Source organism: Mesocryomonas fontinalis (assembly GCF_055730125.2).
The window spans coordinates 115,248-139,247 of the sequence record NZ_JBUZWG020000006.1; the positions used below are offsets into that span (position 1 = coordinate 115,248).

Below are 24,000 nucleotides of genomic sequence, written 5' to 3' on the forward strand. Positions count from 1 at the left end.
CCTACGCCAGCACCCGCAGCGCCTCGCGCACGTCGATCCGCCCGTCGTACAGCGCGCGGCCGGAGATCGCGCCTTCGAGCTTGGCGGCGTCCGGCGCGGCGAGCCTTGCGATGTCGTCCATCGAGGCGAGGCCGCCCGAGGCGATGACGGGGATGCGGACGGCGTCGGCGAGGGCGATGGTGGCATCCCAGTTGATGCCGGCGAGGATGCCGTCGCGATCGATGTCGGTGTAGATGATGGCGGCGACGCCCGCGTCCTCGAAGCGCTGGGCCATCTCGGTCACCGAGAGTGCCGAGGTTTCGGCCCAGCCCTCGACCGCCACCTTGCCGCCCTTGGCGTCGATGCCGACGGCGATCTGGCCGGGGAATTGCCGCGCTGCCTCTTTCACCAGCGCCGGATCGCGCACCGCCACGGTGCCGAGGATGACGCGCGACAGGCCGCGGCCGAGCCAGGCCTCGATGTCGGCGAGCGTCCGGATGCCGCCGCCGAGCTGCACCTTCATCGCTCCGCCGACCGCGGCGACGATCGCCTCGACCGCCGCGCCGTTCACCGCCCGGCCCTCGAAGGCGCCGTTGAGGTCGACGACGTGGAGATGGCTGAAGCCGAGGTCGCGGAACTCGCGCGCCTGGGCGGCCGGGTCGGCGTTGTAGACCGTCGCCTGGTCCATGTCCCCGAGCTTCAGGCGCACGCAGGCGCCTTCCTTCAGGTCGATGGCGGGAAAGAGGATGGGCATTTGGTTCAGCCGCGCTTGTTTCGTTCTTAAATGCATCGCGGTTGTGGACAGAGTATATACTGCCAAGACTCGCGACATAGACTCGTATTAACAATTAAGCGACTTCAACAAAAAGCCGAGGTTCGTGGCCTCGGCTCTTTGTCCACAAGCTACGATGCCGTGGTTGCGCATTCGGAAAATGCAATTATGCAAAAAGCATATTTTTATCGACTGTGTGAGAGGTAGGCATCGTTTTCCACTGCGCAAAGGAACCGTGGAGAATGACAAAAACTGCGTTGACATTTGAAGATGCGATTGAGTGTTGGCTGCTCAGGGCGAAGGGTATGATGCGTCGGCAAATTTGGACGCGCTTTGATGTGGATCCACGCCGAGTCTACAGCGTGTGGAGTGGACTGGATCACGTGGGGAGCAGAGATGTTGCTATGCAACGTTTTCGATTGGAGTTTCCGAATAAGTCTTCGGAAAATCTATTCGACTTCCACATCGTAAGTCGTGAAGTTGTACCGATTTCAAGCCAATACGAATTGTTCAGGAAGCTCTAGGGCTTCCACTGCAGGAAATTGGTGAGAAGAGCCAGACCGAGGGTCTGGCTCTTCTCCGGGTGGAACTGCGTGCCGGCCTTGTTGTCGCGGATCACCATGGCGGTGACGGGGCCGCCGTAGTCGGTGGTGGCGAGGACGTCGTCCGGGTGCTCGGCAGCGAGCTGGTAGGAGTGGACGAAATAGGCGTGCAGGCCGTCCTCGCCGGTCGCAATACCCTCGAGCAGCGGGTGCCGGCGGTGGGCGGTCAGCGTGTTCCAGCCGATCTGCGGGATCTTCAGCGCGGGGTCGGCGGGGACGATCGGCACGACGTCGCCGGGGATCCAGCCGAGGCCCTCGGTGATGGTCTTCTCGAGGCCGCGGGCGGCCATCAGCTGCATGCCGACGCAGATGCCGAGGAAGGGCCGCGCTTTTGCCTCGACCGCCTCGCGCAGCGCCTCGACCATGCCGGTGACGGCGCCGAGCCCACTGCGGCAGTCGGCATAGGCGCCGACGCCGGGCAGAACGATGCGGTCGGCGGCGCGCACCGTCTCGGGATCGTCGGTGAGCACCACGGCAATGTCGAGCCCCGCCTCGGCGGCGGCGCGCTCGAAGGCCTTGGTCGCCGAGCGCAGATTGCCCGATCCGTAGTCGATGATGGCGAGGGTTTCGGGCATTATCTCAGTCCTTGCGGGTCGAGCAGGCTGCGGCCGCGGCCCCGTTCGAAGGGGGCGGCTGGGCCTGCGGTCTCGGCGATCGCGTCGGCGACGGTCGGCGGGATCTCGGCCGTTTCGGCATAATAGAGGATGGCCGCCTCGTCCTCGTCGTCCGCCTCGACCACGGCGGCCTCGCGATAACCGCGGCGGCGCAGCCGGCCGGCGCGCAGGCTCGGGCCCTCCAGCGCCACGAGGACGCCGAGCGCCAGCGGCAGCACGGCGGCGGCGGCGCCGAGCCCCGGCATGTCGGCGAGGAGGCCGATGAGGATCACCGCGGCGAGCACCACGAGGCCGGAGAGGATCAGCCCGTGCCGGAACAGCCAGAGGAAGGGAAACAGCACCGCCCACTTCGCCATCGCATCGCGCACCAGCACCGCCCGGTCGCTCTTGGCGGGCGCCTCGCCGATCCCTGCCGGCGGCTCGAAGACGATGTAGCGCGTCATGTCCGTCCCTTACGCCAGCACGCCCTTGGTCGACGGCACGAGGTCGGCCTGGCGGAGGTCAATCTGAACCGCCTCGCCCAGCACCCGTGCCACCGCCTTGAAGCAGGTCTCGGCGATGTGGTGGGCGTTGTCGCCATAATGGTTCTGGATGTGCAGCGTCACCCCGGCATTCTGCGCCAGCGCCTGGAAGAACTCGCGCACCAGCTCGGTATCGAACGTGCCGATCTTCTCGCGCGGGAACTCGACCTTGAAGACGAGGAACGGCCGCCCCGAGACATCCACCGCCGCGCGCGTCAGGCACTCGTCCATGGCAAGGTCGAGCGAGGCGTAGCGGCGGATGCCGCGGCGCTCGCCGAGCGCCTGGCGGATCGCCTGGCCGATGGCGATGCCGGTGTCCTCGACGGTGTGGTGGTCGTCGATGTGGAGGTCGCCCTTCGCCTCGATCACCATGTCGATCATCGAGTGCCGGCCGAGCTGCTCCAGCATGTGGTCGAAGAAGCCGACGCCGGTCGCGGTCTTCACCATGCCCGTGCCGTCGAGATCGACGCGGACGTGGATCCTCGTCTCCTTGGTCTCGCGCGTCACCTCGCCGGTCCGCCGTCCCGCCATGCCGATCGTCCTTTCCTGATTGCCCTCTCGCTTTAGACGAGATCGCGGCCGGAGCGAAAGGGTTTTGCGCCACCGCCGCGTCGTTCCGTCGCCTCCTGGGAGCTGCGCGCCGGCGGCAATGGGGATGCGGGCCGGCGGCATTGGCGATGCTGATTGGCGCCGGGCCCCGGCGCGCTTACATGAAGGGCGGAAAGACGGCATCGGCCGTCCCGCCCGTCTCGGGCGACAGATATTTTGGACAGAGCGATAGCCATGGAAAAGCACGATCCCGCCCAGATGTATTCGACCACCATCGTCACCGTGCGCAAGGGCGGCAAGGTGGTCATCGCCGGCGACGGGCAGGTCTCGCTCGGCAACACCATCATGAAGGGCAATGCCCGCAAGGTCCGCCGCATCGGCAAGGGCGGGGCGGTGATTGCCGGGTTTGCCGGCGCGACGGCCGACGCCTTCACGCTGCTGGAGCGGCTGGAGGCCAAGCTCGAGCAGTATCCGGACCAGCTGATGCGCGCCTCGGTCGAGCTCGCCAAGGACTGGCGCACCGACCGGTATCTCCGCCGGCTGGAGGCGATGATGCTGGTCGCCGACAAGTCGATCACTTTGGCGCTGACCGGCAATGGCGACGTGCTGGAGCCGGAGGGCGGCATCATGGCGATCGGCTCGGGCGGCAATTACGCGCTGGCCGCGGCGCGGGCGCTGGGCGATACCGATTTCGGCGCCGAGGAGATCGCCCGCCGGGCGATGAGGATCGCCGGCGAGATCTGCATCTACACCAATGGCAACATCGTCCTCGAAAGCATCGACGAGGCTTAGAGCCTGCCTTCAAGATGCCGGGAATGCAGGCGATCCAGAGGTTGACGGTGTGGACACGGCCGTGGCCATGGCGGCCGGCGTCCTGAGCTTCTACTCCTGGGTGCACGGCCGCTGGCCGTCCCGATGACGAAGGATGCGCTCGCTTGCCCTGGAGAACTGCGCTGAGCACCCGCCGGGTGCGCCTTATCACCGGCTGGATCCTCTTCGCCTTTGTCGCGATGCATCTCCTCAACCATGCGCTCGGCCTGATCTCGATCGAGGCGATGGAGGCGGGCCGCTGGTGGTTCAACCTGGTCTGGGGCGGCCTTCTCGGCGCGCTGCTGTTCTACGGTGCGCTCGCGGTGCATTTCGCGCTGTCGCTGCAGACGCTCTACCGGCGGCGGACCCTGCGCATGCCGGCGCGCGAGGCGATGCAGCTGGTGCTCGGTATCGGGCTGCCGCTGCTGCTGATCCCGCACATCGTGGCACTGCGTGTCGCACCGGTCGCCACCGGCCACTACCTCGACTACGGCCGGGTGGTGCATTCGCTGTGGAACAACCCGGTTTCCGGCTTCCGGCAGGTGGCGGCGCTGCTGGTCGCCTGGATCCACGGCTGCCTCGGTCTGTGGTTCTGGCTGCGCCCGCGCGACTGGTTCGCGCGGTTCACCCCGCTGTTCCAGGCGATGGCCGTGCTGGTGCCGGTGCTGTCGCTGCTCGGCTTCGCCAGCGCCGGCAAGGAGATCGACGACGGGCTCTACCGCGTGGTCCAGTATCCTGCCTCGGCAGAAGGCGTGCAGCTCGCCAGCGACGCCTCGCTGGCGCTCTACGCGCTCTGCCTCGGCAGTGTCGCCCTGGTGCTGCTGGCGCGGGCGATGAACCGCCACCGCGGCCTGCAGCGCGGCTTTCGCGTCACCTATCCCGATGGCAAAGCGATCGCCGTGCCGCTCGGCGCCAGCGTGCTGGAGGCCAGCCGGATGGGGATGATCCCGCACCTCGCAGTCTGCGGCGGCAAGGGTCGCTGCTCGACCTGCCGGGTGCGGGTGGTCGCGGGGCTGGCGCTGCAGCCGCCGGCCGGGCCGGAGGAGCGGGCGACGCTCGACCGCATCCGCGCACCCGACGACGTTCGCCTCGCCTGCCAGCTCAGGCCGGTCGGCGACGTCTCCGTCGCGCCGATCCTCTCGGCCGGCGACCTGCAGCCGCCCGGCGCCGTCCAGGAACTGCGCTCGGCCGGCTCGGAGCGGCGGATCGCCGTGCTCTTCTGCGACATCCGCGGCTTTACCCGGATGACCGAGCGGCGGCTGCCCTACGACACGGTGTTCCTGCTCAACCGCTATTTCGCCGCGGTGGGCGAGGCGATCGAGAGTTCGGGCGGCTATATCGACAAGTTCATCGGCGACGGCGCGATGGCACTGTTCGGCCTGGGCAAGAGCCAGGACGAGGCCTGCAATGACGCGATCCTCGCCGCCGCCCGCATCGCCCGCGCGGTGGAGGCGCTCGACCGCGCGCTGTCGCGCGAGCTCGACGGCGAGCGGCTGCGTGTCGCCATCGGCATCCACACCGGCCCGGCGATCGTCGGCCGCATGGGCTATGGCCGCGCCGTCAACCTCACCGTCGTCGGCGACACCATCAACACCGCGAGCCGCCTCGAGGGCGTCGCAAAACTCCACGACGCCGACCTCGTCATGTCCCTCGACCTCGCCCGTCGCGGCGGGCTGTCCGACGCTGCCGGCGAGCGCCGCGAGGTGGAGATCCGCGGCAGAGCAGCGCTGCTCGACGTGGTGATCGCGCGGGACGCGAAGGCGGTGGACGGGTTTTTGGCGGGGGCGGCTTAGGGTTTCGGGGGGAGAAGTTGCCGGGAGACCGACGGGCAACGAGCCGCCGGGCAACCGCGCCATCCGCGGAGCGTCATCCTGCGGCTCAGCCGCGGGCTTTTGCCGAGGGCGTCGGTCCGGCGCCGTCCGCCTTGCCGTCCTCCGGGCCAAGATTTTCCACGACCGCGAACCTCGCGAAGGCAGCCGCCAGCGCGGTGGCCAGCGCCGACGGCGGTGCCGCGTTCCTCTGTTGAGCAAGGACCGTGATGGCCGATGCGACGTCCGGCGAGAGGGTCATCATCCTCGCCGCATCGTTGACACGGCTTTGCCATCCCGGTCCCGAAGCGCGCAGCCTTTCAAGGACGTCGTCGTCCAGTCTGACGGAGACCAGGGTCTTGCGCCGAACGGGGCCGGGCTTGCGGGCCTTCGCGAGCGCCGCGTGGACCTCCGGCAGCGCTTCGCGCATCGGGCGGAGGGTCGCGAGTTCCGCGTCCGTCAGTTCAGGGCTGTCGACCGCGTCCCAGTCTTCGCGGGAATAGCCGCGGGCGGCGGCCTGACGGGCGTCAAATTCTTTCGGCATAGGCATTTCTCTCCTTTTCAGAAGCCGGGCGCATGCTGATGACGGACAGGGCTTCGGAGCCAAGCTGGACGAAGATGACGGTGATGATGCCGTCGATCTCGCCAATCGCTTTCAGGCGAGCGCCGTTGGCCGCGCCCACAAGAGCGTCCGCGAAGAAGCCGGGGTCGAGGTCGGCAAAATCCATCCCGTGCTTGACGAGATTGGCCTGCCGTTTCGGCTCGTCCCACAGGATCATCATCACCTGTATCTACAGGATGTAAGCGCTTGCCGCTATGCCGCCGCGCTACCGCAAACGCCTCAGAGCGCCGAAGTCAGCAGGATTTGCCACCGATAGCTCAACGCTCGTTCAGCACAAGGCCGCTAATGACCAAGGCTAATTGAGCAGTATCGCTGAGCAGATAGGATCGAGAAAACTGATTGGTGGAGCCAGACGGAATCGAACCGACGACCTCTTGCATGCCATGCAAGCGCTCTCCCAACTGAGCTATGGCCCCACTGGATCGCTGCCGAGGCGCGAACCTTGTCACGAAGCGTTTGGGGCGCTTCGGTCGTGGCGGGTTCATACTGAAGCTCGGCCGAGAGATCAAGCGGGAAATCCGCCGATCTTCAGAAAGTGCCGCCCGAGGAGGTTTTTCGGGCGGCAGCAGATGCCAGAACGGCGATTGCCGTTCGTCGTCGGGTGTCGAAAAGGCGACTGCCGTCAGTCGTCGTCGTCGTCGCGCGAGCCGATGATGTCGGTCATGTCGTCGTCTTCGTCCTCGTCCGGCTCGAGGAAGGTGTCGTCGGCATCCTCGACCTCAACTTCCTCGTCGTCGTCGATGTCGACCACTTCGTCCTTGGCCGCGACTTCCTCGTCTTCCTCGACATCGGTCAGCGAGACGGTCTCGACGGCGTCGGTCTCGGCCTCGACGACCTCGACCTCCTCCTCCTCTTCCGCCTCGGGCTGGACGACGGCAGCGCCGCGCTTGGCCCGGGCCGGGATCTCGAAGAAGCTGATCGGATAGCTCGTGCCGGTATAGGGCGAGACGATCGGGTCCTTGTTCAGATCGTAGAACTTCCGGCCGGTCTCCGGGCAGATGCGTTTGGTACCAAGTTCGGGATTCGCCATGCTCGCCTCGTGTTGAATGTCAAAGTCTTCGGCCGTCAGTGCCAGGGCTTGCCCCGAGCCATTTCCGAGGCCGCCGCGCAGGGCTTCGGAGCGCCGCCGCCGACAGGGCTTTCGGAAGAAAAAACCGGTGGGTCCCTTACGTCGTGCCCGGGCCCTTGTCAAAGCACGGTCCTTGCGCGCCCTTGGCGACGATTGCGCTCCCGCGAGGGTGACGCAAGGGTTTTTCTCGTGGTAACGCAGCCCAATGCGGCGGGGGGCCGGCGCTGCCGGCGCAAAAACACCGCCGCAGGATGCGCAAGTCCCCGAAATGGTGCGTGTGGAAGAGGGCGACAAGCCATGAGTGGACATGTTTCGATCCCCCGGCCGTTGAAGGCGGCGCGCAGCGGCGGCCTCAACGGTTCTGCCCGCGTCCCCGGCGACAAGTCGATCTCGCACCGCGCCTTCCTGTTCGGCGGCATCGCCGCCGGCCGCACCCGCGTCACCGGCCTGCTCGAGGGCGAGGATGTGCTGGCCACGGGCCGCGCCATGCAGGCGATGGGTGCCCGCATCGAGAAGGCCGCCGACGGCGCCTGGCTGGTCGACGGCGTCGGCAATGGCTGCCTACTCGAGCCCGAGGGCGTCATCGATTTCGGCAATGCCGGCACCGGCGTGCGCCTCACCATGGGCCTCGTCGGGCCCTATGATTTCGGCGCCACCTTCGTCGGCGACGCGTCGCTGTCACGCCGGCCGATGGGCCGGGTGCTGGATCCGCTGCGGCTGATGGGCGTCCAGGTCGCCGGCCGCACCAAGGACCGGCTGCCGCTGTCGATCCGCGGGCCGCGCGTCGCCGCGCCCATCACCTACCGCGTGCCGATGGCCTCGGCCCAGGTGAAGTCCGCCGTGCTGCTCGCCGGCCTCAACGCGCCGGGCATCACCACGGTGATCGAGCCGGTGATGACCCGCGACCACACCGAGAAGATGCTCGAGGGTTTTGGCGCGGTGATCTCCGTCGAGACGGATGCCGCGGGCGTGCGCACCATCGCGCTGGAGGGCCAGGGCCGCCTCGTCGGCGTGCCGGACTTCGTGGTGCCCGGCGATCCGTCCTCGGCCGCCTTCCCGATCGTCGCCGCGACCATCGTGCCGGGCTCGGACGTCCTGGTCGAGAACGTCCTGATGAACCCGACCCGCACCGGCCTCGTCGCGACGCTCCTCGAGATGGGCGCGTCGATCGAGATCCTCAACCCACGCTCGTCCGGCGGCGAGGATGTCGCCGACCTCCGGGTCCGGCACGCCGCGCTGAAGGGCGTCGCCGTGCCGGCCGAGCGCGCGCCGTCGATGATCGACGAGTATCCGGTGCTCGCCATCGCCGCGGCCTTCGCCGAGGGCACGACGGTGATGCCCGGCCTCGACGAACTCCGCGTCAAGGAGAGCGACCGCCTCGCCGCCGTCGCCGCCGGCCTTGCCGCCAACGGCGTGACGCACGAGGAGGGGCCGGACTGGCTCACCGTCACCGGCCGGCCTGACGGCAAGGGCCTCGGCGGCGGCACGGTGGTCACCCATCTCGACCACCGCATCGCCATGGCCTTCCTCGTCCTCGGGATGGCGTCGGAAAAGCCGGTCGAGATCGACGACGCCGCGATGATCGCCACCAGCTTCCCGCAGTTCGTCGGGCTGATGGAGGGCCTCGGCGCGGTGCTCGTCGCCGCCGGATGAGCCTCTGGCCGCTCCTCGGGCTGCTGGTGCTGCTCGCGCCGCTCGCCGCCGTCTACGGCCTGCGCAAGGCCAGGCGGGCGCGCGACCGCGTCGCTGCCGGCCGCCGGTCGCTGTGGGGGCAGGGGCTGCGCATGCTCGTCCTGCCGGCCGTCGCCATCGTCTCTGCGGCCATGGCGGGCCGCGAATATGGCTGGATCGATGCCGGCCACCGCGCCGCCGAGACCGGCACCACCGCGGTGCCGCCGACCTTCTACACCGGCAACCCGCTGGTCGATCTCCTGGTCTGGCTGGCGCTGTCCTTCGGCAACCTGATGCTGATCCTGTTCTTTGCGTCGATCCCCTACGTCCTCGGCAGCCTGCTGGCCGTCGGGCTGATGATCGCCGACCGGCTCGGCGCCCTGACGCTCGGCCCGACGCCGGCCCCCGACGATCCCACCGGAGACCCCTGATGCCCCTCACCATCGCCATCGACGGACCGGCCGCGGCCGGCAAGGGCACGCTCGCCAAGCGCCTTTCGGCGCACTACCAGCTGCCCTATCTCGACACCGGCCTGCTCTACCGCGCCATCGGCAAGCTGGCGGCGGATTCCGGCGTCGACCTCGACGATCCCCAGGCGACAGCCGCCATTGCCGAGGTCCTCGACACCTCGCACCTCGACGACGGGTCCCTGCGGGGCCGCGAGGCCGGCGAGCTCGCCTCGCGCGTCGCCGTGCACCCGCCGGTGCGCGCGGCGCTGGAGGCGTTCCAGCGCCAGTTCGCCGCGCAGGCGGCCGGCGCCGTGCTCGACGGGCGCGATATCGGCACGGTGATCTGCCCGCAGGCGACGGTGAAGATCTTCGTCACCGCCTCGGCCGAGGTGCGGGCGCGCCGGCGAACCGACGAGCTCTCCGCCAAGGGACGCCATGTCGACTACGAGACCATCCTTGCCGAGGTGCGCGAGCGCGATGCCCGCGACGCCGGCCGGGCCGTGGCGCCGCTGAAGCCCGCAGCCGACGCGCACTTGCTCGATACCAGCGAAATGGATATAGAAACGGCATTCCTGACCGCATGCGCCTTGATCGACAAAGCGCGCGCGACCGGAAACTGAGAAGAAAAGGCGGCTTTCTCGAAAGGCCCGCCTTTTTGGCTTTGATGCGATGGGCTTTATGGCCTCGCCGAGAAGCCGATGCAGAACCCCTGCCCAAGGCCGGTCCACCGCGCCAGCCGGATCGTTTTTCGCCAGCCGAGAAACCTCTCCGGGTCCGACATCGCCGAGGCGAGACGGACGGGACCAGCCCGACGGCGACCCGAAGCACGAACCCAGACGGCGCGCTGCCTCGCCCCCGACGACACGGGGCCCGAGGTTTCCAAGGAGAACGAATGTCAAACACCAACCCGTCGCGCGATGATTTCGCTGCGCTGCTCGAAGCCTCGTACCAGGATCACGATGTCGCCGAAGGCGCCGTGGTCCGCGGCATCGTGGTCGCGATCGAGAAGGACATGGCCGTCATCGACGCCGGTCTGAAGGTCGAAGGCCGCGTCGCGCTGAAGGAATTCGCCAGCAAGGGCCAGCCCGAGCTCAAGGTCGGCGACACCGTCGAGATCTACGTCGAGCGCATCGAGAATGCCCTCGGCGAAGCCGTCCTGTCGCGCGACAAGGCGCGCCGCGAGGAGAGCTGGGTCAACCTCGAGGTCAAGTTCAACGCCGGCGAAAAGGTCGAAGGCCAGATCTTCAACCAGGTCAAGGGCGGCTTCACGGTCGACCTCGACGGCGCCGTGGCGTTCCTGCCGCGCTCGCAGGTCGACATCCGCCCGATCCGCGACGTCACCCCGCTGATGAACACCCCGCAGCCGTTCCAGATCCTGAAGATGGACAAGCGTCGCGGCAACATCGTCGTGTCCCGCCGGACGGTTCTCGAAGAGTCCCGCGCCGAGCAGCGCTCGGAGATCGTGCAGAACCTCGAGGAAGGCCAGACCGTCGACGGCGTCGTCAAGAACATCACCGACTACGGTGCGTTCGTCGACCTCGGCGGCATCGACGGCCTGCTGCACGTGACCGACATGGCCTGGCGCCGCGTCAACCACCCGACCGAAATCCTGCAGATCGGCCAGACCGTCAAGGTCCAGATCATCCGCATCAACCAGGAAACCCACCGCATCTCGCTCGGCATGAAGCAGCTCGAGGCGGATCCTTGGGACGGCATCGGCGTGAAGTACCCGATGGGCGTCAAGGTCACCGGCCGCGTCACCAACATCACCGACTACGGCGCGTTCGTCGAGCTGGAGCCGGGCATCGAAGGCCTGATCCACGTCTCGGAAATGAGCTGGACCAAGAAGAACGTCCATCCCGGCAAGATCCTCTCGACCACCCAGGAAGTCGAAGTGGTCGTGCTCGAGGTGGATCCGGTCAAGCGCCGCATCTCGCTCGGCCTCAAGCAGACCCTGCAGAACCCATGGGAAGCCTTCCGCGACCAGTTCCCGATCGGCACGGTCGTCGAGGGCGAGGTCAAGAACAAGACCGAGTTCGGTCTGTTCATCGGCCTCGAAGGCGACGTGGACGGCATGGTGCACCTCTCCGACCTCGACTGGAACCGTCCGGGCGAGCAGGTCATCGAGGAGTTCAACAAGGGTGACATCGTCAAGGCCCAGGTCCTCGACGTCGACATCGACAAGGAGCGCATCTCGCTCGGCATCAAGCAAGTCGGCGGCGAGTCCGGCGCCTCGGGTGTCGGCGGCGGTCAGCCGGAGACCCCGGCCGAGCCAGGCGATATCCGCCGCGGTTCGATCGTCACCTGCGAAGTGACGCAGGTCACCGACGGTGGCCTCGAGGTCAAGATCCTCGAGACCGACTACACCTCGTTCATTCGCCGGGCCGATCTCGCCCGCGACCGCGAGGACCAGCGTCCGGAGCGTTTCTCGGTCGGCCAGAAGGTCGATGCCCGCGTCACGCAGTTCGACAAGAAGGCCCGCCGCGTCGGCGTGTCGATCAAGGCCCTGCAGATCGCCGAAGAGAAGGAAGCCGTCGCACAGTACGGTTCCTCCGACTCGGGCGCCTCGCTCGGCGACATCCTGGCCGCCGCCATGAAGGGCCGCGAAGAGGAATAGCACCCTTAAGTGTGCCGCTAGGCATACGGTGAGATGAGTGGAACGCGCGGCGAGTTAATCGCCGCGCGTTTTTTTTGGCTTAGGCCAGTTGATCGCCCTCGAACATCTCGCTTTTGACTTGCATTCAGCGAAGGCTTTGCACCATTCTGAGTTGATTGGGGAATGGGTCTTGAAGATGTCTGAATTGCCACTTGCCGTGCCATCGACCACTCTAGGGGAGGTGATGCGGCTTCCGCCCCATCCACTGGATGGAGAGTGGTTTACCCATTCGGCCGGCGAGACATTTGGTCCCTATACGGGTCATCACGTGGCTGGGTTTATCAAGGAAGGCCGAATACAGAGCGATACCCAAGTGATGCGGGTCGACGGATCCGAATGGCGACTTGCAAAGGATGATGCCGTCCTTACGGGCCTCTTCAAGGCTCAGGCGCCGATCCCGCCACCGCATGCTTCGCATGTATCGGCTGCGCCGGGAGCGACGGTGGTGCAGGTGACAAACACAGTGGCACCGGCGAGCCGTCCTGTTATATTTGAAGATGGCCCTGCCAAAGCAAAGTCCGCCGGCGTTGCGCTTCTGCTGTCAATTCTATGCGTAGGATTGGGGCAGATCTACAACGGCCAAGTAGGCAAGGGGATTCTTATGTTCATCCTCTGCGTCGGAATGTGGTTTGTTCTGCTTGGATGGATCATCATGATCTGGTCATGGCTCGATGCGTACAAGCAGGCATCGAGAATGAATGACCGTTACCTCCGACGCTTGGCGGCAGGCTACTCTTTGTAAGTATTTGTCATGGCCGAAAACCGTAATTTAAGGTTGCCAGATTTTCTGGCTCGCCTTCCGACAACGACAGTTGCGCGCGTCCTTGCGCTGGTGCCGTTCCTGATCGGGCCGCCTCTGCTTTCAATAGGGCTGGTCGGGTATCTTCGGCTGAAGGCGACATTGCCGATAGCTGAAAAGCAGAATCTGGACATATCGACCGTTATCGCACTATTGAATATTATTATCAGCGCTTACATAATAAGCAAAGTATCCTATAGCCCAATCGACATGATCTATTATTTAAAGAGCATAATAAAGGGAATTATTGATACGGGTCCGATGGAGACGGGCGTGCGGCAAGTGTAACGCATATATTGCCGCACGCGATTTTATAATTCCCGGGCTTTAGCTGGACGGCAGGCGTTGATCCTGCCGCGTGACCGAAAATCGAATTGCCGAGCCTTCTCTGCGCTTTCGGCTACTTGTCGTCGCGCGCGCCCTCGCCGCCCTTCTTCACCGGCGATTCCGGGGTCTCGTCCTTGCGCTCGGCGGCAGCGGTGCGTTCGGCCGGCTTCGGCTCCACGGCCGGGCCGGTCTTGGCGGGACCCTCGTTCTGCGCCGCCATCGGCGATACGTCTGCGTCGGCCTGTTTCGACATGTCTTCTCTCCTGTTGTGGAAGAAAGACGCGGCCAGCCGCGGCCGGGTTCCGCCGGCCCATCCCTCACGGATCTGTGCGCCGCCGGTAACCGGCTGTTAACCCTATGACTTAACTGGCGCTTTAGTGGAACCGGTGCAGATTGTCCGGGTTATCTCAGCGATCCCTTGCGGGATGATCGAGACGGGAGGGCATGACATGGATTTCGCTGACGTGCTCGACGGCATCGCCAAGCCCGTCCCCACCGACGACGAGGGCAGCTATCGCGCCGCGGGTGCCGCATCCGTGCCGTTCTGGCAGGTGCTCGACCAGATCGGCGGCACAGCGCCCGTCGGCGGTGCCCGGCTGAAGGAAGCCTACTTTCCCGATCTGCCGAAGCAGACGCCCAAGGCCGACTTGCCGACGCCCCAGGAACTCAGTCTCGATCCCGAGGAAATCGCCTTCGAACTGGATATTTCGGCTGTCCGCTCGGTCGAGGAGCTGTCGCACCTCCGCCGTCGCTTCGCGATGCTCAACCACCCCGACCGCACGGCCCCCTCGCTGCGCGCCCGTGCTAACCAGCGCATGACGATTGCCAACACGCTGATCGACGAGGCGGCGCGCAAGTTCGCACGCTGAGGGGCAGGGGCATCGCTCTGGTGAGCGCCTCCGGCCTTTGCTAAAGTGCCACCATGAACCTGCATATGCCGCCCTTGCAATCGGCAGACGACTTCCTGCTCTGGAACGAGGGGCGAGAAGGCCGGCGGGAATTTGTCAGCGGGAGGGTCGTCGAGATGATGACAGGCGGTTCCCTCCGGCATGCCCGCCTGTGCCTCCTATTGGCGACGCTGCTCCACCCCTCGATGGCCGCCATCGGCTTGGTTGCAACCGTTGCTGACTTTGGCGTTCGCACACAGGCGGGCATCCGTTATCCCGATGTCCTGATCCACAGGCAGGTTGACGACGGGCGGGAACTGGCCACCAGCGAACCGCTGTTCCTGGCCGAAATCCTGTCGCCGTCCTCCCTTGCCGCTGATTTTGGGCCGAAGGCCGCCGAATACACCGCCATCCCCTCGCTCCGCCACTACCTCGTCCTCAGCCAAGACGAGCCGCGGGCCTGGCTCTGGAGCCGGATCGACGGCGTGTTTGGCGAGCCGGAGATGCTGGTCGGGGCTGAGGCGGTCCTGCCGCTCGCCGGCTTCGATCTGACGCTGGGCCTTGCCGAGATCTACCGCGGCATCGCATAAGCGGGACGATTTTCGCGACGGGCGGTGCCGCAAGGCCGTTCCGCCGCGTTCCCCGGGCACCCGCCGGTGCCGCTTCTGTGGCGCCTTGGCGCGCCGGGTCGGAAAGACCGTGCGATGACCCTCAAATCCCGCATCATTCCTTGCCTCGACGTCAAGGACGGCCGCGTCGTCAAGGGCGTGCGCTTCGAGGGCCTCGTCGATGCCGGCGATCCCGTCGAGGCGGCCGCGGCCTATGACGCGGCGGGCGCCGACGAACTCTGCTTCCTCGACATCACCGCCTCGTCCGACAACCGCGAGACGATCTTCGACGTCGTCGCCCGCACCGCCGAGCGCTGCTTCATGCCGGTGACGGTTGGCGGCGGCGTGCGTGCGGTCGCCGACATCCGAAAACTGCTGCTCGCGGGCGCCGACAAGGTGTCGATCAACACCGCCGCGGTGGCGCGGCCTGAATTCGTCGCCGAGGCCGCCGACAAGTTCGGCAACCAGTGCATCGTCGTCGCCATCGACGCCAAGCGCGTGAGCGCCGAGGGCGAGGAGGGGCGCTGGGAGATCTTCACCCATGGCGGCCGCACCGCCACCGGGCTCGACGCGGTGGAGTTCGCCCGCCGGGTGACGGCGCTCGGCGCCGGCGAGATCCTTCTCACCTCCATGGACCGCGACGGCACCAAGTCCGGCTTCGACATCGACCTGACCCGCGCGGTGGCCGATGCGGTGGCGGTGCCGGTGATCGCGTCCGGCGGCGTCGGCACGCTCGACCATCTCGTCGCCGGCATCCGCGACGGCCATGCGACCGCGGTGCTCGCCGCCTCGATCTTCCATTTCGGCACCCACACCATCGCCGAGGCCAAGGATCACATGGCACGCGCCGGCCTTGCGATGCGGCGGGATGGCGCCAGTGACCGTCTGACCGGAACAGCCCGATGACCTTCAGCCTCAATGACCTCGAAACCATCGTCGCCACCCGCGCCACCTCCGGCGACCCGGCCTCCTATACCGCGCAGCTCGCCCGCAAGGGCATCGGCAAGGCGTCGAAGAAGCTCGGCGAGGAGGCCGTCGAGTGCGCCATCGCCGCGGTGTCCGAGGATGACGCCGCGGTGACCTCGGAGGCGGCGGACCTTCTGTACCACCTGATGGTGGTGCTGCATCTTCGGGAAGTGCCGCTCGGTGCGGTGATGGCCGAGCTCGAGCGCCGCACGGCCGAGACCGGCCTCGAGGAGAAGGCGCGTCGGCCGGTCGATCCGGTTTCGGCCGGGACCGCCGGGACCTGATCGCCGTGGACCAGATGACCCCGTCGAAGTTCTCGCCCTACCGCTTCTATTCGGCGGACGAGTGGGCGCTGTTCCGCGCGGGCCAGCCGATGACGCTGACGCAGGACGAGGTGCAGCGGCTGCGCAGTCTCGGCGATCCCGTCGATCTCGACGAGGTCTCGCGCATCTACCTCGCGGTGTCGCGGCTGCTCTACGCCCATGTCGAGGCCTCGCAGCTGCTGTTTCGCCAGCGCCAGCGCTTCCTGTCGCGGCCGGAGACGGTGAAGACGCCCTTCATCATCGGCATCGCCGGCTCGGTCGCGGTCGGCAAGTCGACCACCGCCCGCATCCTGAAGGAGCTGCTGGCGCGCTGGCCGACCTCGCCGAAGGTCGACCTCGTCACCACCGACGGTTTTCTGTTTCCGAATGCCGTGCTGAACGCCGAGGGGCTGATGCAGCGCAAGGGCTTTCCGGAAAGCTACGACGTCGGCGCCATCCTGCGCTTCCTCTCCGACATCAAGGCGGGCGTGCGCCATGTCGAGGCGCCGGTCTACTCGCACTTCGTCTATGACGTCGTCGCCGGGCAGCACGTCGCCGTCGACCAGCCGGACATCCTGATCTTCGAGGGCCTCAACGTCCTGCAGGTGCGCGACCTGCCGAAGGACGGCAAGGTTGTGCCCTTCGTCTCCGACTTCTTCGACTATTCTATCTACATCGACGCCGAGGAGGCCGACATCCGCCGCTGGTATGTCGACCGCTTCATGCGGCTGCGCGAGACCGCCTTTCGCGACAAGGGCTCGTTCTTCTACCGCTACTCGCAGATCGGCGACGACGAGGCGCTGGCGATCGCCGAGGGGCTGTGGGCCAACATCAACGGGCAGAACCTCTACGAGAACATCCTGCCGACCCGTCCACGTGCCGACCTGATCCTGCGCAAGGGCGGCAATCACCGCATCGACCAGGTGGCCTTGCGAAAATTGTAGCGGCAGAGCCTCCGGACGCTTGTCGCGGTGGCGGCTGCCCGGTAACGATTTGGTGTTGCCGCCGGCTTGCGGGCGGGAAAGGATCATCGGCGGCGGGACGCCCCCGGCGATGCCGACGTGCTGATGCCACATTCCCTGCCCATGCCGCAGCCGTGATGCTGCACGGCACTTTCTGGTGCCGCGACGACCCGCGACTTCTCCGAAGGAGACCGAATGTTCGACGTCAACCGCCGCCAGCTCCTCGCTTCCCTTGCCGCCCTCGGCGTGACCTTGCCTTTCGGCAAGACCGCGATGGCCGCCGAAAGCGCCCTCGTCTTCGGCGAGGCGAAACCCTATTCCTTCGAGGCCCTGGTCGAGGAGACGCGCGCGCTCGCAGCGAGCCCCTACGTGCCGGAGGTGCCGCGCTTCGGCGACGTGCTGGAGGCGATCGACTACGACCAGCACCAGCGCATCCAGTTCCTCTCCGACAACACGCTGGAGCTGAACGGGGGCGAGTCGCCGGTCCGCTTCTTCCACCTCGGCCGCTACTTCAAGCTGCCGGTCGGCATCCACGTCGTCGAGGACGGGAAAGCGCGGGAAATCCGCTACGATCCGAAGCTCTTCAAGATTCCCGCCGACAGCCCGGCCAAGCAGCTCCCCGACGATATCGGCTTTGCCGGCTTCCGGGTGCTGGAGCCGAACAGCGAGCGCGACTGGATCGCCTTCCTCGGCGCTGCCTATTTCCGCACCTCGGGCGAACTCGACCAGTTCGGCCTCTCCGCCCGCGCGCTGGCGATCGACGTCGCCATGCCGACGCCGGAGGAGTTCCCGCGCTTCACCGACTTCTACCTCGGCAAGTCCGATGTCGGCGGCCGCATCAAGATCACCTGCAAGCTGAACAGCCCGCGGATCGCCGGCGTGCTGGAGATGGACGTCACCAAGGACGGCCCGATCGTCATGGACATCCGCTCGCGCTATTTTGCGCGCGAGGCGATGGAGCGCGTCGGCATCGCGCCGCTGACCTCGATGTTCTGGTACTCCGAATCCGACCGCAAGCGCCGCGACGACTGGCGCCCGGAGATCCATGATTCGGATGGCCTGTCGATCTGGACCGGCGAGGGTGAGCGGCTCTGGCGCCCTCTGAACAACCCGCAGAACGTCATGACCTCGACCTTCTCCGGCAAGGCGCCGCACGGCTTCGGCTTGCTGCAGCGCGACCGCAACTTCGACCATTACCAGGACGACGGTGTGTTCTACGAGAAGCGCGCGAGCGTCTGGATCGAGCCGAAGGGCGACTGGGGCGACGGCGGGGTGCAACTGGTCGAGATCCCGACCGACGACGAGATCCACGACAACATCGCCGCCTACTGGCTGTCGGCCAAGCCGGTCGCCAAGGGCGACGCCATCGCCTACGACTACCGCCTCACCTGGTCGAAGGACGCCCCGCACCCGCCCGAGGTCGGCGTCGTGACGGAGACCCGCATCGGCCGCGGCGGCATTGCCGGCCAGGAACGTCCCCGCGGCGTGACCAAGATCGTCGTCGACTTCGACGGCGGCAAGATCGCAGCCCTCGCCCGCGAGGCCAAGGGCGTCAAGGCCATGGTCTCCACCTCGCGCGGCACCGTCTCCAATGCCAGCGCCTATTCGGTGAAGGTCGACACGGCCTGGCGGGCGATGTTCGACCTGACGGCGGAAGGCCGCGAACCGGTCGAGCTGCGGCTGTACCTCACGCAAGGCGACGAGACGCTGACCGAGACCTGGGCCTATCAGTTCCTGCCGCTGGATCCGAAGGCGAGCTGAGGGGCGGTTCTGAGGGCTCAGGCGTCAAGGGCGAGGCTTCAAGGGCGCGGCAGCGTGCCCCCTCTGCCCTGCCGGGCATCTCCCCCTCGGGTGGGGAGATCGATAGTCGCTTGCGTCGCAGCTGCTGATCCCTCCTCGAGGGGGAGATGGGCGGCAGGGCAGAGGGGGGCGAGCGCCGCAGCGAGGGCAGAGCAAGGCATCTGGCCTCAGCTCAAATACCCCATCTGCGCCGCGATCGCGACGGCGTGCGTCCGGTTCGAGGCGTTCACCTTGCGGGTCGCCGAGCTCAGATACTGCGACACCGTGTATTCCGACAGGGACAGGATCGTGCCGATCTCGGACGAGGTCTTGCCGAGCATGGCAAGCTTCAGGCAGTCGCGCTCGCGGCCGGACAGTGGGTTGCTCTTGCGGTTGTCGTCGAAGCGGCAGGCGGCAAGGATGCCGAAGATGACGAAGGCGGCCAGCTGCAGGTCGCCGGCCTCTTCCTCGGAGATGTCGGTGCGCAGGCCGGCGAGCGCGATAGCGCCGTGGAAGGCGGTCAGCCCGTGCACCGGCACGTAGACGCCGCCGAGATAGCCGTGGTCGTTGAGAAGGCGCGCCGGCGGATTGGCATGGCCCGGCTCCTCCGCCCCGTGCAGCATCTCGACATCCCAGGGAAACGGTGTCGGCCCGGCTTTCAGCGCCCGGATCACTGGCGTGAAGCGCATCAGCCCGAGTTTCTCGTAGGCTTTGAGGAAGGCCGGCTCCCAATTGCCGAAGAGGAGCTTCATCTCGGTGCGGGCATCGTCCGCCGAGGGAATGCTGAACACGGCATAGTGGCGATAGCCGTAGGCGTCGGCAATCTGGAGGAGCGCCGCTGCAAGGCTCTCCTCCGACCAGGGACGGTCGATGCGCTGGATGATTTCCAAAGCCTTCGACATTGCTTCCGGTTCTCCTTCCCGCCCCTCTCGGACCCGTCGACCGGCTTGCCGGCAAGCGTACCTGCAAACAGATAGCAACCTATTGGAAACGTCCACCTTCACCAGCGGTTCGTTTTCGAAGGGAGGCTGACGAACCGGTATTGCATCCGCGAACAGCTACGCCAAGGGCAGATGCCCCGAAACCCGCGTTGCGAAATGCCGCGGCGACCCACTGGAAAAGCCTGCCGCGCCGCCCGGCATAGCGTGTCCGCTGGAAATCGCTGCCCGAAAATTGCGTCGTGGCAAAACGTCGGCGGCGTGCCTGCCGCCGGATCGGCGTCCAAAACCGCGATGCCGCTCCGCCGCGCGGCCTTTCCTGATGCCGCGGGAGTGGCGATGCCGCCGGACAGCTCCCATCTAGAACGCGGGTGCTGTATCTCAGCACGAGGATATTGGCCCCGGCTCCTAGCGCCCGGGCGGCTTTCAAGAGACCCTTTCATGAGCGATTATTCCCCCCGCGAGATCGTGTCCGAGCTCGATCGCCACATCATCGGCCAGAACGATGCCAAGCGCGCGGTCGCCGTCGCGCTGCGCAACCGCTGGCGCCGGCAGCAGCTCGAGGGTTCGCTGCGCGAAGAGGTGATGCCGAAGAACATCCTGATGATCGGACCGACCGGCGTCGGCAAGACCGAGATCTCGCGGCGCCTCGCGCGCCTCGCTGGCGCGCCGTTCATCAAGGTCGAGGCGACGAAGTTCACCGAGGTCGGCTATGTCGGCCGCGACGTCGAGCAGATCATCCGCGACCTCGTCGAGATCGGCATCGGGCTCGTCCGCGAGAAGCGCCGCGAGGAGGTGAAGGCGAAGGCCCACCAAGGCGCCGAGGACCGGGTGCTGGAAGCCCTCGTCGGCAAGACCGCCTCGCCGGCCACCCGCGACAGTTTTCGCAAGAAGCTGCGCTCGGGCGAGCTCGACGACAAGGAGATCGACATCGAGGTCGCCGACACCACGCCGATGGGCGGCATGGAAGTGCCGGGCATGCCGAACATCGGCGTCATGAACATCTCGGAAATGCTCGGCAAGGCGATGGGCAACCGCACCAAGCAGCGCCGCACCACGGTGAAGGAGAGCTATGCCCTCCTGATCGGCGAGGAGAGCGACAAGCTGCTCGACCAGGAGCAGCTGGTGGCCGAGGCGATCTCCTCGGTCGAGAACAACGGCATCGTCTTCCTCGACGAGATCGACAAGGTCGCGAACAAGGAAGGCTATGGCGGCGCCGGCGTCAGCCGGGAGGGCGTGCAGCGCGACCTGCTGCCGCTGGTCGAAGGCACGACGGTGGCGACCAAGCACGGCCCGGTGAAGACCGACCACATCCTGTTCATCGCCTCCGGCGCGTTCCACGTGTCGAAGCCCTCCGACCTCCTGCCGGAGCTGCAGGGCCGCCTGCCGATCCGCGTCGAGCTGAAGGCGCTGACCAAGGACGACTTCCGCCGCATCCTGACGGAGACCGAGGCCTCGCTGATCAAGCAGTACATCGCCTTGATGAAGACCGAGAACGTCGACCTCGAGATCACCCCGGATGCGATCGACGCCATCGCCGACATCGCCGTCAGCCTCAACGGCTCGGTCGAGAACATCGGCGCGCGCCGCCTGCAGACGGTGATGGAACGCGTCCTCGACGACATCTCCTTCGAGGCGCCGGACAAGTCCGGCGCGCACTACACGGTGGATGCCGACTACGTGCACAAGGCGCTTGACGGCATTGCGGGAAATGTCGACCTGTCGCGGTTCATCCTGTAGCCGGCACAAGGCGGGGCGTGAACGGACGGCGGCGGCGGCGGCCGAACCTGCTCCTTCTCCCCTGCGGGGAGAAGGTCGCGGCAGCGGGATGAGGGGGCGCCGAAGCGCGCGCTGCCCGGCGGTGATGCCCGAACCTGTCGCGCGGCGCGGCTGCCCCTCATCGGCCTGCCGGCCACTTCTCCCCGTAGGGGCGAAGAACGCGCGGGGCCGTTTTTACGCCGCCTTCATCCGCGCCCGCGCCGCCACCGGCACCACCAGCTCGCGGATCGCGGCGCTGCGGGCAGGCCCGACCGTCAGCACGCTGCCGGAGGGCACCGAGCCCCAGATGCCGGCATTCTCGTCGCAAGGTTCGGAGGCGATGACGATGCCGTCGCCCTCGCTGCGCCAGTAGAGCGAGGGCGGGTTGCCGTCGCTGGCCCAGCGGTAGGCGTAGAGCATCTCGCCGTCGGTGTGGACGGCGGCAAAGCGCAGCGGTGCCTCGGCGTCGCCGACGGCGGCGGAAATCTCGGCAAGCGTCGCAGTGATCGCATCGACCGGGTCGGCGTCGAGGCCGCGCCCCATGGCGGCAAGGAAGATCGCCTCGGAATCGCTGGTGCCCTTGCGCAAGGGGTAGAGCGCGTCGGGGATCAGCGCATCGACGCGGCGGCGCAGCCGGTCATAGCCGCCGACCTGGCCGTTGTGCATGAAGAGGTGCCGGCCGACGGCGAAGGGGTGGCAGTTGGCGGTCGACACCTCGCCGGACGTCGCGGCTCGGACATGCGCCAGGAACAGCCGCGAGCGGATCTGGGTGCAGAGCGAGGCGAGGTTGGAGTCCGACCAGGCCGGCAGGATGCCGCGGTAGAGGCCGGGCTCGGGCAGCTCGCCATACCAGCCGACCCCGCAGCCATCGCCGTTCACCACCGTCTTCGCCTCGCGCGCCGCCAGCGACTGCGAGATCAGCGATGCCCGCGGCCGGATCAGCAGCCGGTCGAGGAAGACGGGTGTTCCGGAATAGGCGAGGAAGCGGCACATGGCAGATCCACAACAAGCCGGCGCAGCAAAAAGCCGCGTCTCCAGAAGAGGTTAGGCGCTGAGGCGTTCGCGAAGCTGGTTTTGCTGCGTTGCAAAGCGGTGCGCGGCGGCGGCGTGGATCGCGGTGGAGTCGAAGCCCGGCAGTTCCAGCTGGTCGGGGTCGAGCAGTAGGCAGATCTCGGTGCAGCCGAGGATCACGCTGTCGGCGCCGGCCGCCTTGCCGCGGGCGATGACGTCCAGCACCGCCGCGCGCGAGGCGTCGAGCACCCGGCCCTGGCAGAGCTCGTCGAAGATCACCGAATGCACCAGCGCGCGGTCCTCGGCCTCCGGCACCAGCGGCCTTATGCCGTGGCGGGCGTGCATCCGGTCGGAATAGAAGCCGTGCTCCATGGTGTAGCGCGTCGCCAGCAGCAGCGGCTTCGTGCGGCCCGCAGCCTTCAGCGCGGCACCGGTCTCGGCGATGATGTCGATGACCGGGATGCCGACGGCCGCCGACACTTCCGGCGCCACGAGGTGCATGGTGTTGGTGCAGATCAGCACGCAATCGGCACCGCCGGCCTCGAGGCGGCGGGCGCTGTCGGCGAGAAGCTTGGCGCAGAGATCCCAGCGGCCGGCCTTCTGCAGCGCCACCACATCGGCGAAATCCAGCGAATGCAGGAGGATGTCGGCGGAGGCGAGACCACCGCTCGCCGCGCGGGCCGCCTCGTTCAGCATGCGGTAGTAGACCGCCGTCGATTCCCAGCTCATGCCGCCGATCAAGCCGATTGTCATCGTCGCGTCTCCCTGATTGTCGACAGCCAGTATGTGGCGTCTTTCCCGCGCCGTGCGCGCGTTCTTCGTGAAATTAACCGCCGTATTCGCAACCCATGTGCATCAAATCGTCGCCGTCTGCATCCAGCTTGCGCGCCATTGGGTCGGCGTGCATCCTGGTGCGATGATCGACGATCGCGACCAGACCATTCTCGCCCTCCTGCAGGACAATGCCGACATGCCGGTGGCCGAGATCGGCGCCCGCGTCGCGCTGTCGGCCTCCGCCTGCTCCCGCCGCATCCAGAAGCTCGAGGCGGACGGCCACATCGCCCGCCGCGTCGCGCTGCTCGACCGGCAGGTGATGAACTTGCCGACGACGATTTTCGTCCTGGTGAAGACCTCGCAGCATGCCGTCGGCTGGCTCGACGAGTTTCGCGCCGCGGTGACGGCGATCCCGGAGATCGTCGAGGTCTACCGGCTGACCGGCAATGTCGACTACATCATGAAGATCGTACTGCCGAACGTCGAACATTACGACGTCATCTACAAGCGCCTGGTCGCGCGCATCGAGCTGTTCGAGATGTCGGCCTACATCTCGATGGAGACGCTGAAGTTCGGCACCGCCGTGCCCACCCGCTACGCCTGACGGGGACGCCGTCCCGGCCGCGGGGGAAGACCCGGAGCGATGGGAGGCCGGGGAGGCTGGGGAGGGCGGGGAGGGCGGTGAGGGCGCATCGCCTGTGGCAGCGCTGCGCTCGACAGCCATCCGGCCGGCCCGTAGAATGCTACTGCCGGATGATCCCGGTTTT

At 66.9% G+C, this 24,000-nt stretch carries 27 protein-coding genes and 1 tRNA gene; 16 read left to right on the top strand and 12 right to left on the bottom strand.

Annotated features, from left to right (window positions below):
- Nucleotide 1: 1 nt before the first annotated feature.
- The 4 genes from hisA to hisB all read right to left on the bottom strand — a co-directional run bounded on the left by hisA (nucleotide 2) and on the right by hisB (nucleotide 3,019).
- Nucleotides 2-733 (bottom strand): 1-(5-phosphoribosyl)-5-[(5-phosphoribosylamino)methylideneamino]imidazole-4-carboxamide isomerase, encoded by a 732-nt coding sequence (gene hisA / locus ACZL02_RS15755; RefSeq protein ID WP_472939213.1) that lies wholly within the window; start codon nucleotides 731-733, stop codon nucleotides 2-4.
- A gap of 538 nt (nucleotides 734-1,271) precedes the next feature.
- Nucleotides 1,272-1,928, bottom strand: a complete 657-nt coding sequence (gene hisH / locus ACZL02_RS15760; RefSeq protein ID WP_472939214.1) for an imidazole glycerol phosphate synthase subunit HisH — start codon at nucleotides 1,926-1,928, stop codon at nucleotides 1,272-1,274.
- Nucleotides 1,928-2,410, bottom strand: a complete 483-nt coding sequence (locus tag ACZL02_RS15765; RefSeq protein WP_472939215.1) for a DUF2628 domain-containing protein — start codon at nucleotides 2,408-2,410, stop codon at nucleotides 1,928-1,930. Before ACZL02_RS15765 ends, hisH begins: the two co-directional genes overlap by 1 nt.
- A 9-nt stretch (nucleotides 2,411-2,419) precedes the next feature.
- The gene (gene hisB / locus ACZL02_RS15770; RefSeq protein ID WP_472939216.1) at nucleotides 2,420-3,019 is read right to left on the bottom strand and encodes an imidazoleglycerol-phosphate dehydratase HisB; all 600 of its coding nucleotides are present in this window, start codon (nucleotides 3,017-3,019) and stop codon (nucleotides 2,420-2,422) included.
- 252 nt (nucleotides 3,020-3,271) lie between these two features.
- On the opposite strand from hisB, the gene hslV reads away from it, so the two are divergent.
- Nucleotides 3,272-3,829 (top strand): ATP-dependent protease subunit HslV, encoded by a 558-nt coding sequence (gene hslV, locus ACZL02_RS15775; protein WP_472939217.1) that lies wholly within the window; start codon nucleotides 3,272-3,274, stop codon nucleotides 3,827-3,829.
- A 143-nt stretch (nucleotides 3,830-3,972) separates the two neighbouring features.
- Entirely contained in the window at nucleotides 3,973-5,640 is a 1,668-nt protein-coding gene (locus tag ACZL02_RS15780; protein WP_472939218.1) for an adenylate/guanylate cyclase domain-containing protein, read from the top strand.
- A gap of 85 nt (nucleotides 5,641-5,725) precedes the next feature.
- On the opposite strand, the gene ACZL02_RS15785 is transcribed toward ACZL02_RS15780, so the two are convergent.
- From ACZL02_RS15785 to ACZL02_RS15800, 4 genes are all read right to left on the bottom strand, one after another.
- Nucleotides 5,726-6,199, bottom strand: coding sequence for a BrnA antitoxin family protein (locus ACZL02_RS15785; RefSeq protein ID WP_472939219.1), 474 nt, complete (start codon nucleotides 6,197-6,199; stop codon nucleotides 5,726-5,728).
- On the bottom strand, nucleotides 6,183-6,437 hold the full coding sequence (locus tag ACZL02_RS15790) for a BrnT family toxin (protein ID WP_472939220.1): 255 nt from the start codon (nucleotides 6,435-6,437) through the stop codon (nucleotides 6,183-6,185). The genes ACZL02_RS15785 and ACZL02_RS15790 overlap by 17 nt, the downstream gene beginning before the upstream one ends.
- 180 nt (nucleotides 6,438-6,617) lie before the next feature.
- Nucleotides 6,618-6,693: transfer RNA gene (locus tag ACZL02_RS15795), tRNA-Ala, on the bottom strand.
- A 206-nt stretch (nucleotides 6,694-6,899) separates the two neighbouring features.
- The gene (locus tag ACZL02_RS15800; RefSeq protein WP_472939221.1) at nucleotides 6,900-7,307 is read right to left on the bottom strand and encodes a TIGR02300 family protein; all 408 of its coding nucleotides are present in this window, start codon (nucleotides 7,305-7,307) and stop codon (nucleotides 6,900-6,902) included.
- Between the two features lie 336 nt (nucleotides 7,308-7,643).
- Between ACZL02_RS15800 and aroA the strand changes: the two genes are divergently transcribed.
- From aroA to ACZL02_RS15830, 6 genes are all read left to right on the top strand, one after another.
- Nucleotides 7,644-8,999 (top strand): 3-phosphoshikimate 1-carboxyvinyltransferase, encoded by a 1,356-nt coding sequence (gene aroA / locus ACZL02_RS15805; protein ID WP_472939222.1) that lies wholly within the window; start codon nucleotides 7,644-7,646, stop codon nucleotides 8,997-8,999.
- Nucleotides 8,996-9,448, top strand: coding sequence for a hypothetical protein (locus ACZL02_RS15810; RefSeq protein ID WP_472939223.1), 453 nt, complete (start codon nucleotides 8,996-8,998; stop codon nucleotides 9,446-9,448). The genes aroA and ACZL02_RS15810 overlap by 4 nt, the downstream gene beginning before the upstream one ends.
- Nucleotides 9,448-10,086, top strand: a complete 639-nt coding sequence (gene cmk / locus ACZL02_RS15815; protein WP_472939224.1) for a (d)CMP kinase — start codon at nucleotides 9,448-9,450, stop codon at nucleotides 10,084-10,086. The genes ACZL02_RS15810 and cmk overlap by 1 nt, the downstream gene beginning before the upstream one ends.
- A gap of 272 nt (nucleotides 10,087-10,358) precedes the next feature.
- Nucleotides 10,359-12,083 (top strand): 30S ribosomal protein S1, encoded by a 1,725-nt coding sequence (gene rpsA / locus ACZL02_RS15820; RefSeq protein WP_472939226.1) that lies wholly within the window; start codon nucleotides 10,359-10,361, stop codon nucleotides 12,081-12,083.
- Between the two features lie 88 nt (nucleotides 12,084-12,171).
- Nucleotides 12,172-12,864 carry a GYF domain-containing protein gene (locus ACZL02_RS15825; protein ID WP_472939227.1) on the top strand — a complete coding sequence of 231 codons (693 nt, stop codon included), beginning with the start codon at nucleotides 12,172-12,174 and terminating at the stop codon, nucleotides 12,862-12,864.
- 9 nt (nucleotides 12,865-12,873) lie between these two features.
- Nucleotides 12,874-13,209 (top strand): hypothetical protein, encoded by a 336-nt coding sequence (locus ACZL02_RS15830; protein ID WP_472939228.1) that lies wholly within the window; start codon nucleotides 12,874-12,876, stop codon nucleotides 13,207-13,209.
- A gap of 112 nt (nucleotides 13,210-13,321) precedes the next feature.
- Here ACZL02_RS15830 and ACZL02_RS15835 read toward each other — a convergent pair whose 3' ends face one another.
- Complete coding sequence (locus tag ACZL02_RS15835) at nucleotides 13,322-13,501, bottom strand: hypothetical protein (RefSeq protein WP_472939229.1); 180 nt, start codon at nucleotides 13,499-13,501, stop codon at nucleotides 13,322-13,324.
- Nucleotides 13,502-13,697: 196 nt separating this feature from the next.
- On the opposite strand from ACZL02_RS15835, the gene ACZL02_RS15840 reads away from it, so the two are divergent.
- From ACZL02_RS15840 to ACZL02_RS15865, 6 genes are all read left to right on the top strand, one after another.
- Nucleotides 13,698-14,117, top strand: coding sequence for a hypothetical protein (locus ACZL02_RS15840; RefSeq protein WP_472939230.1), 420 nt, complete (start codon nucleotides 13,698-13,700; stop codon nucleotides 14,115-14,117).
- Between the two features lie 53 nt (nucleotides 14,118-14,170).
- A complete protein-coding gene (locus ACZL02_RS15845; protein ID WP_472939231.1) occupies nucleotides 14,171-14,725 on the top strand; it encodes a Uma2 family endonuclease in 555 nt (184 codons plus the stop codon).
- Nucleotides 14,726-14,839: 114 nt separating this feature from the next.
- Nucleotides 14,840-15,649 carry an imidazole glycerol phosphate synthase subunit HisF gene (hisF, locus tag ACZL02_RS15850; protein ID WP_472939232.1) on the top strand — a complete coding sequence of 270 codons (810 nt, stop codon included), beginning with the start codon at nucleotides 14,840-14,842 and terminating at the stop codon, nucleotides 15,647-15,649.
- Nucleotides 15,646-15,993 (top strand): phosphoribosyl-ATP diphosphatase, encoded by a 348-nt coding sequence (locus ACZL02_RS15855; protein ID WP_472939233.1) that lies wholly within the window; start codon nucleotides 15,646-15,648, stop codon nucleotides 15,991-15,993. Before hisF ends, ACZL02_RS15855 begins: the two co-directional genes overlap by 4 nt.
- Before the next feature lie 14 nt (nucleotides 15,994-16,007).
- Entirely contained in the window at nucleotides 16,008-16,955 is a 948-nt protein-coding gene (gene coaA / locus ACZL02_RS15860) for a type I pantothenate kinase (RefSeq protein WP_472939596.1), read from the top strand.
- Nucleotides 16,956-17,168: 213 nt separating this feature from the next.
- Nucleotides 17,169-18,734, top strand: coding sequence for an OpgD/OpgG family glucan biosynthesis protein (locus ACZL02_RS15865; protein ID WP_472939234.1), 1,566 nt, complete (start codon nucleotides 17,169-17,171; stop codon nucleotides 18,732-18,734).
- A 206-nt stretch (nucleotides 18,735-18,940) separates the two neighbouring features.
- On the opposite strand, the gene ACZL02_RS15870 is transcribed toward ACZL02_RS15865, so the two are convergent.
- Nucleotides 18,941-19,654: a LuxR family transcriptional regulator gene (locus ACZL02_RS15870; protein ID WP_472939235.1), complete on the bottom strand. Its 714-nt coding sequence runs from the start codon at nucleotides 19,652-19,654 to the stop codon at nucleotides 18,941-18,943.
- Nucleotides 19,655-20,131: 477 nt separating this feature from the next.
- On the opposite strand from ACZL02_RS15870, the gene hslU reads away from it, so the two are divergent.
- Nucleotides 20,132-21,430 carry an ATP-dependent protease ATPase subunit HslU gene (hslU, locus tag ACZL02_RS15875; protein ID WP_472939236.1) on the top strand — a complete coding sequence of 433 codons (1,299 nt, stop codon included), beginning with the start codon at nucleotides 20,132-20,134 and terminating at the stop codon, nucleotides 21,428-21,430.
- A 213-nt stretch (nucleotides 21,431-21,643) separates the two neighbouring features.
- Here the strand turns inward: hslU and ACZL02_RS15880 are convergent, their stop codons facing one another.
- A complete protein-coding gene (locus ACZL02_RS15880; RefSeq protein WP_472939237.1) occupies nucleotides 21,644-22,441 on the bottom strand; it encodes a class II glutamine amidotransferase in 798 nt (265 codons plus the stop codon).
- Nucleotides 22,442-22,492: 51 nt separating this feature from the next.
- Nucleotides 22,493-23,212 (bottom strand): aspartate/glutamate racemase family protein, encoded by a 720-nt coding sequence (locus ACZL02_RS15885; RefSeq protein WP_472939238.1) that lies wholly within the window; start codon nucleotides 23,210-23,212, stop codon nucleotides 22,493-22,495.
- Nucleotides 23,213-23,375: 163 nt separating this feature from the next.
- Between ACZL02_RS15885 and ACZL02_RS15890 the strand changes: the two genes are divergently transcribed.
- Nucleotides 23,376-23,837 carry an Lrp/AsnC family transcriptional regulator gene (locus ACZL02_RS15890; RefSeq protein ID WP_472939239.1) on the top strand — a complete coding sequence of 154 codons (462 nt, stop codon included), beginning with the start codon at nucleotides 23,376-23,378 and terminating at the stop codon, nucleotides 23,835-23,837.
- Nucleotides 23,838-24,000: the final 163 nt, after the last annotated feature.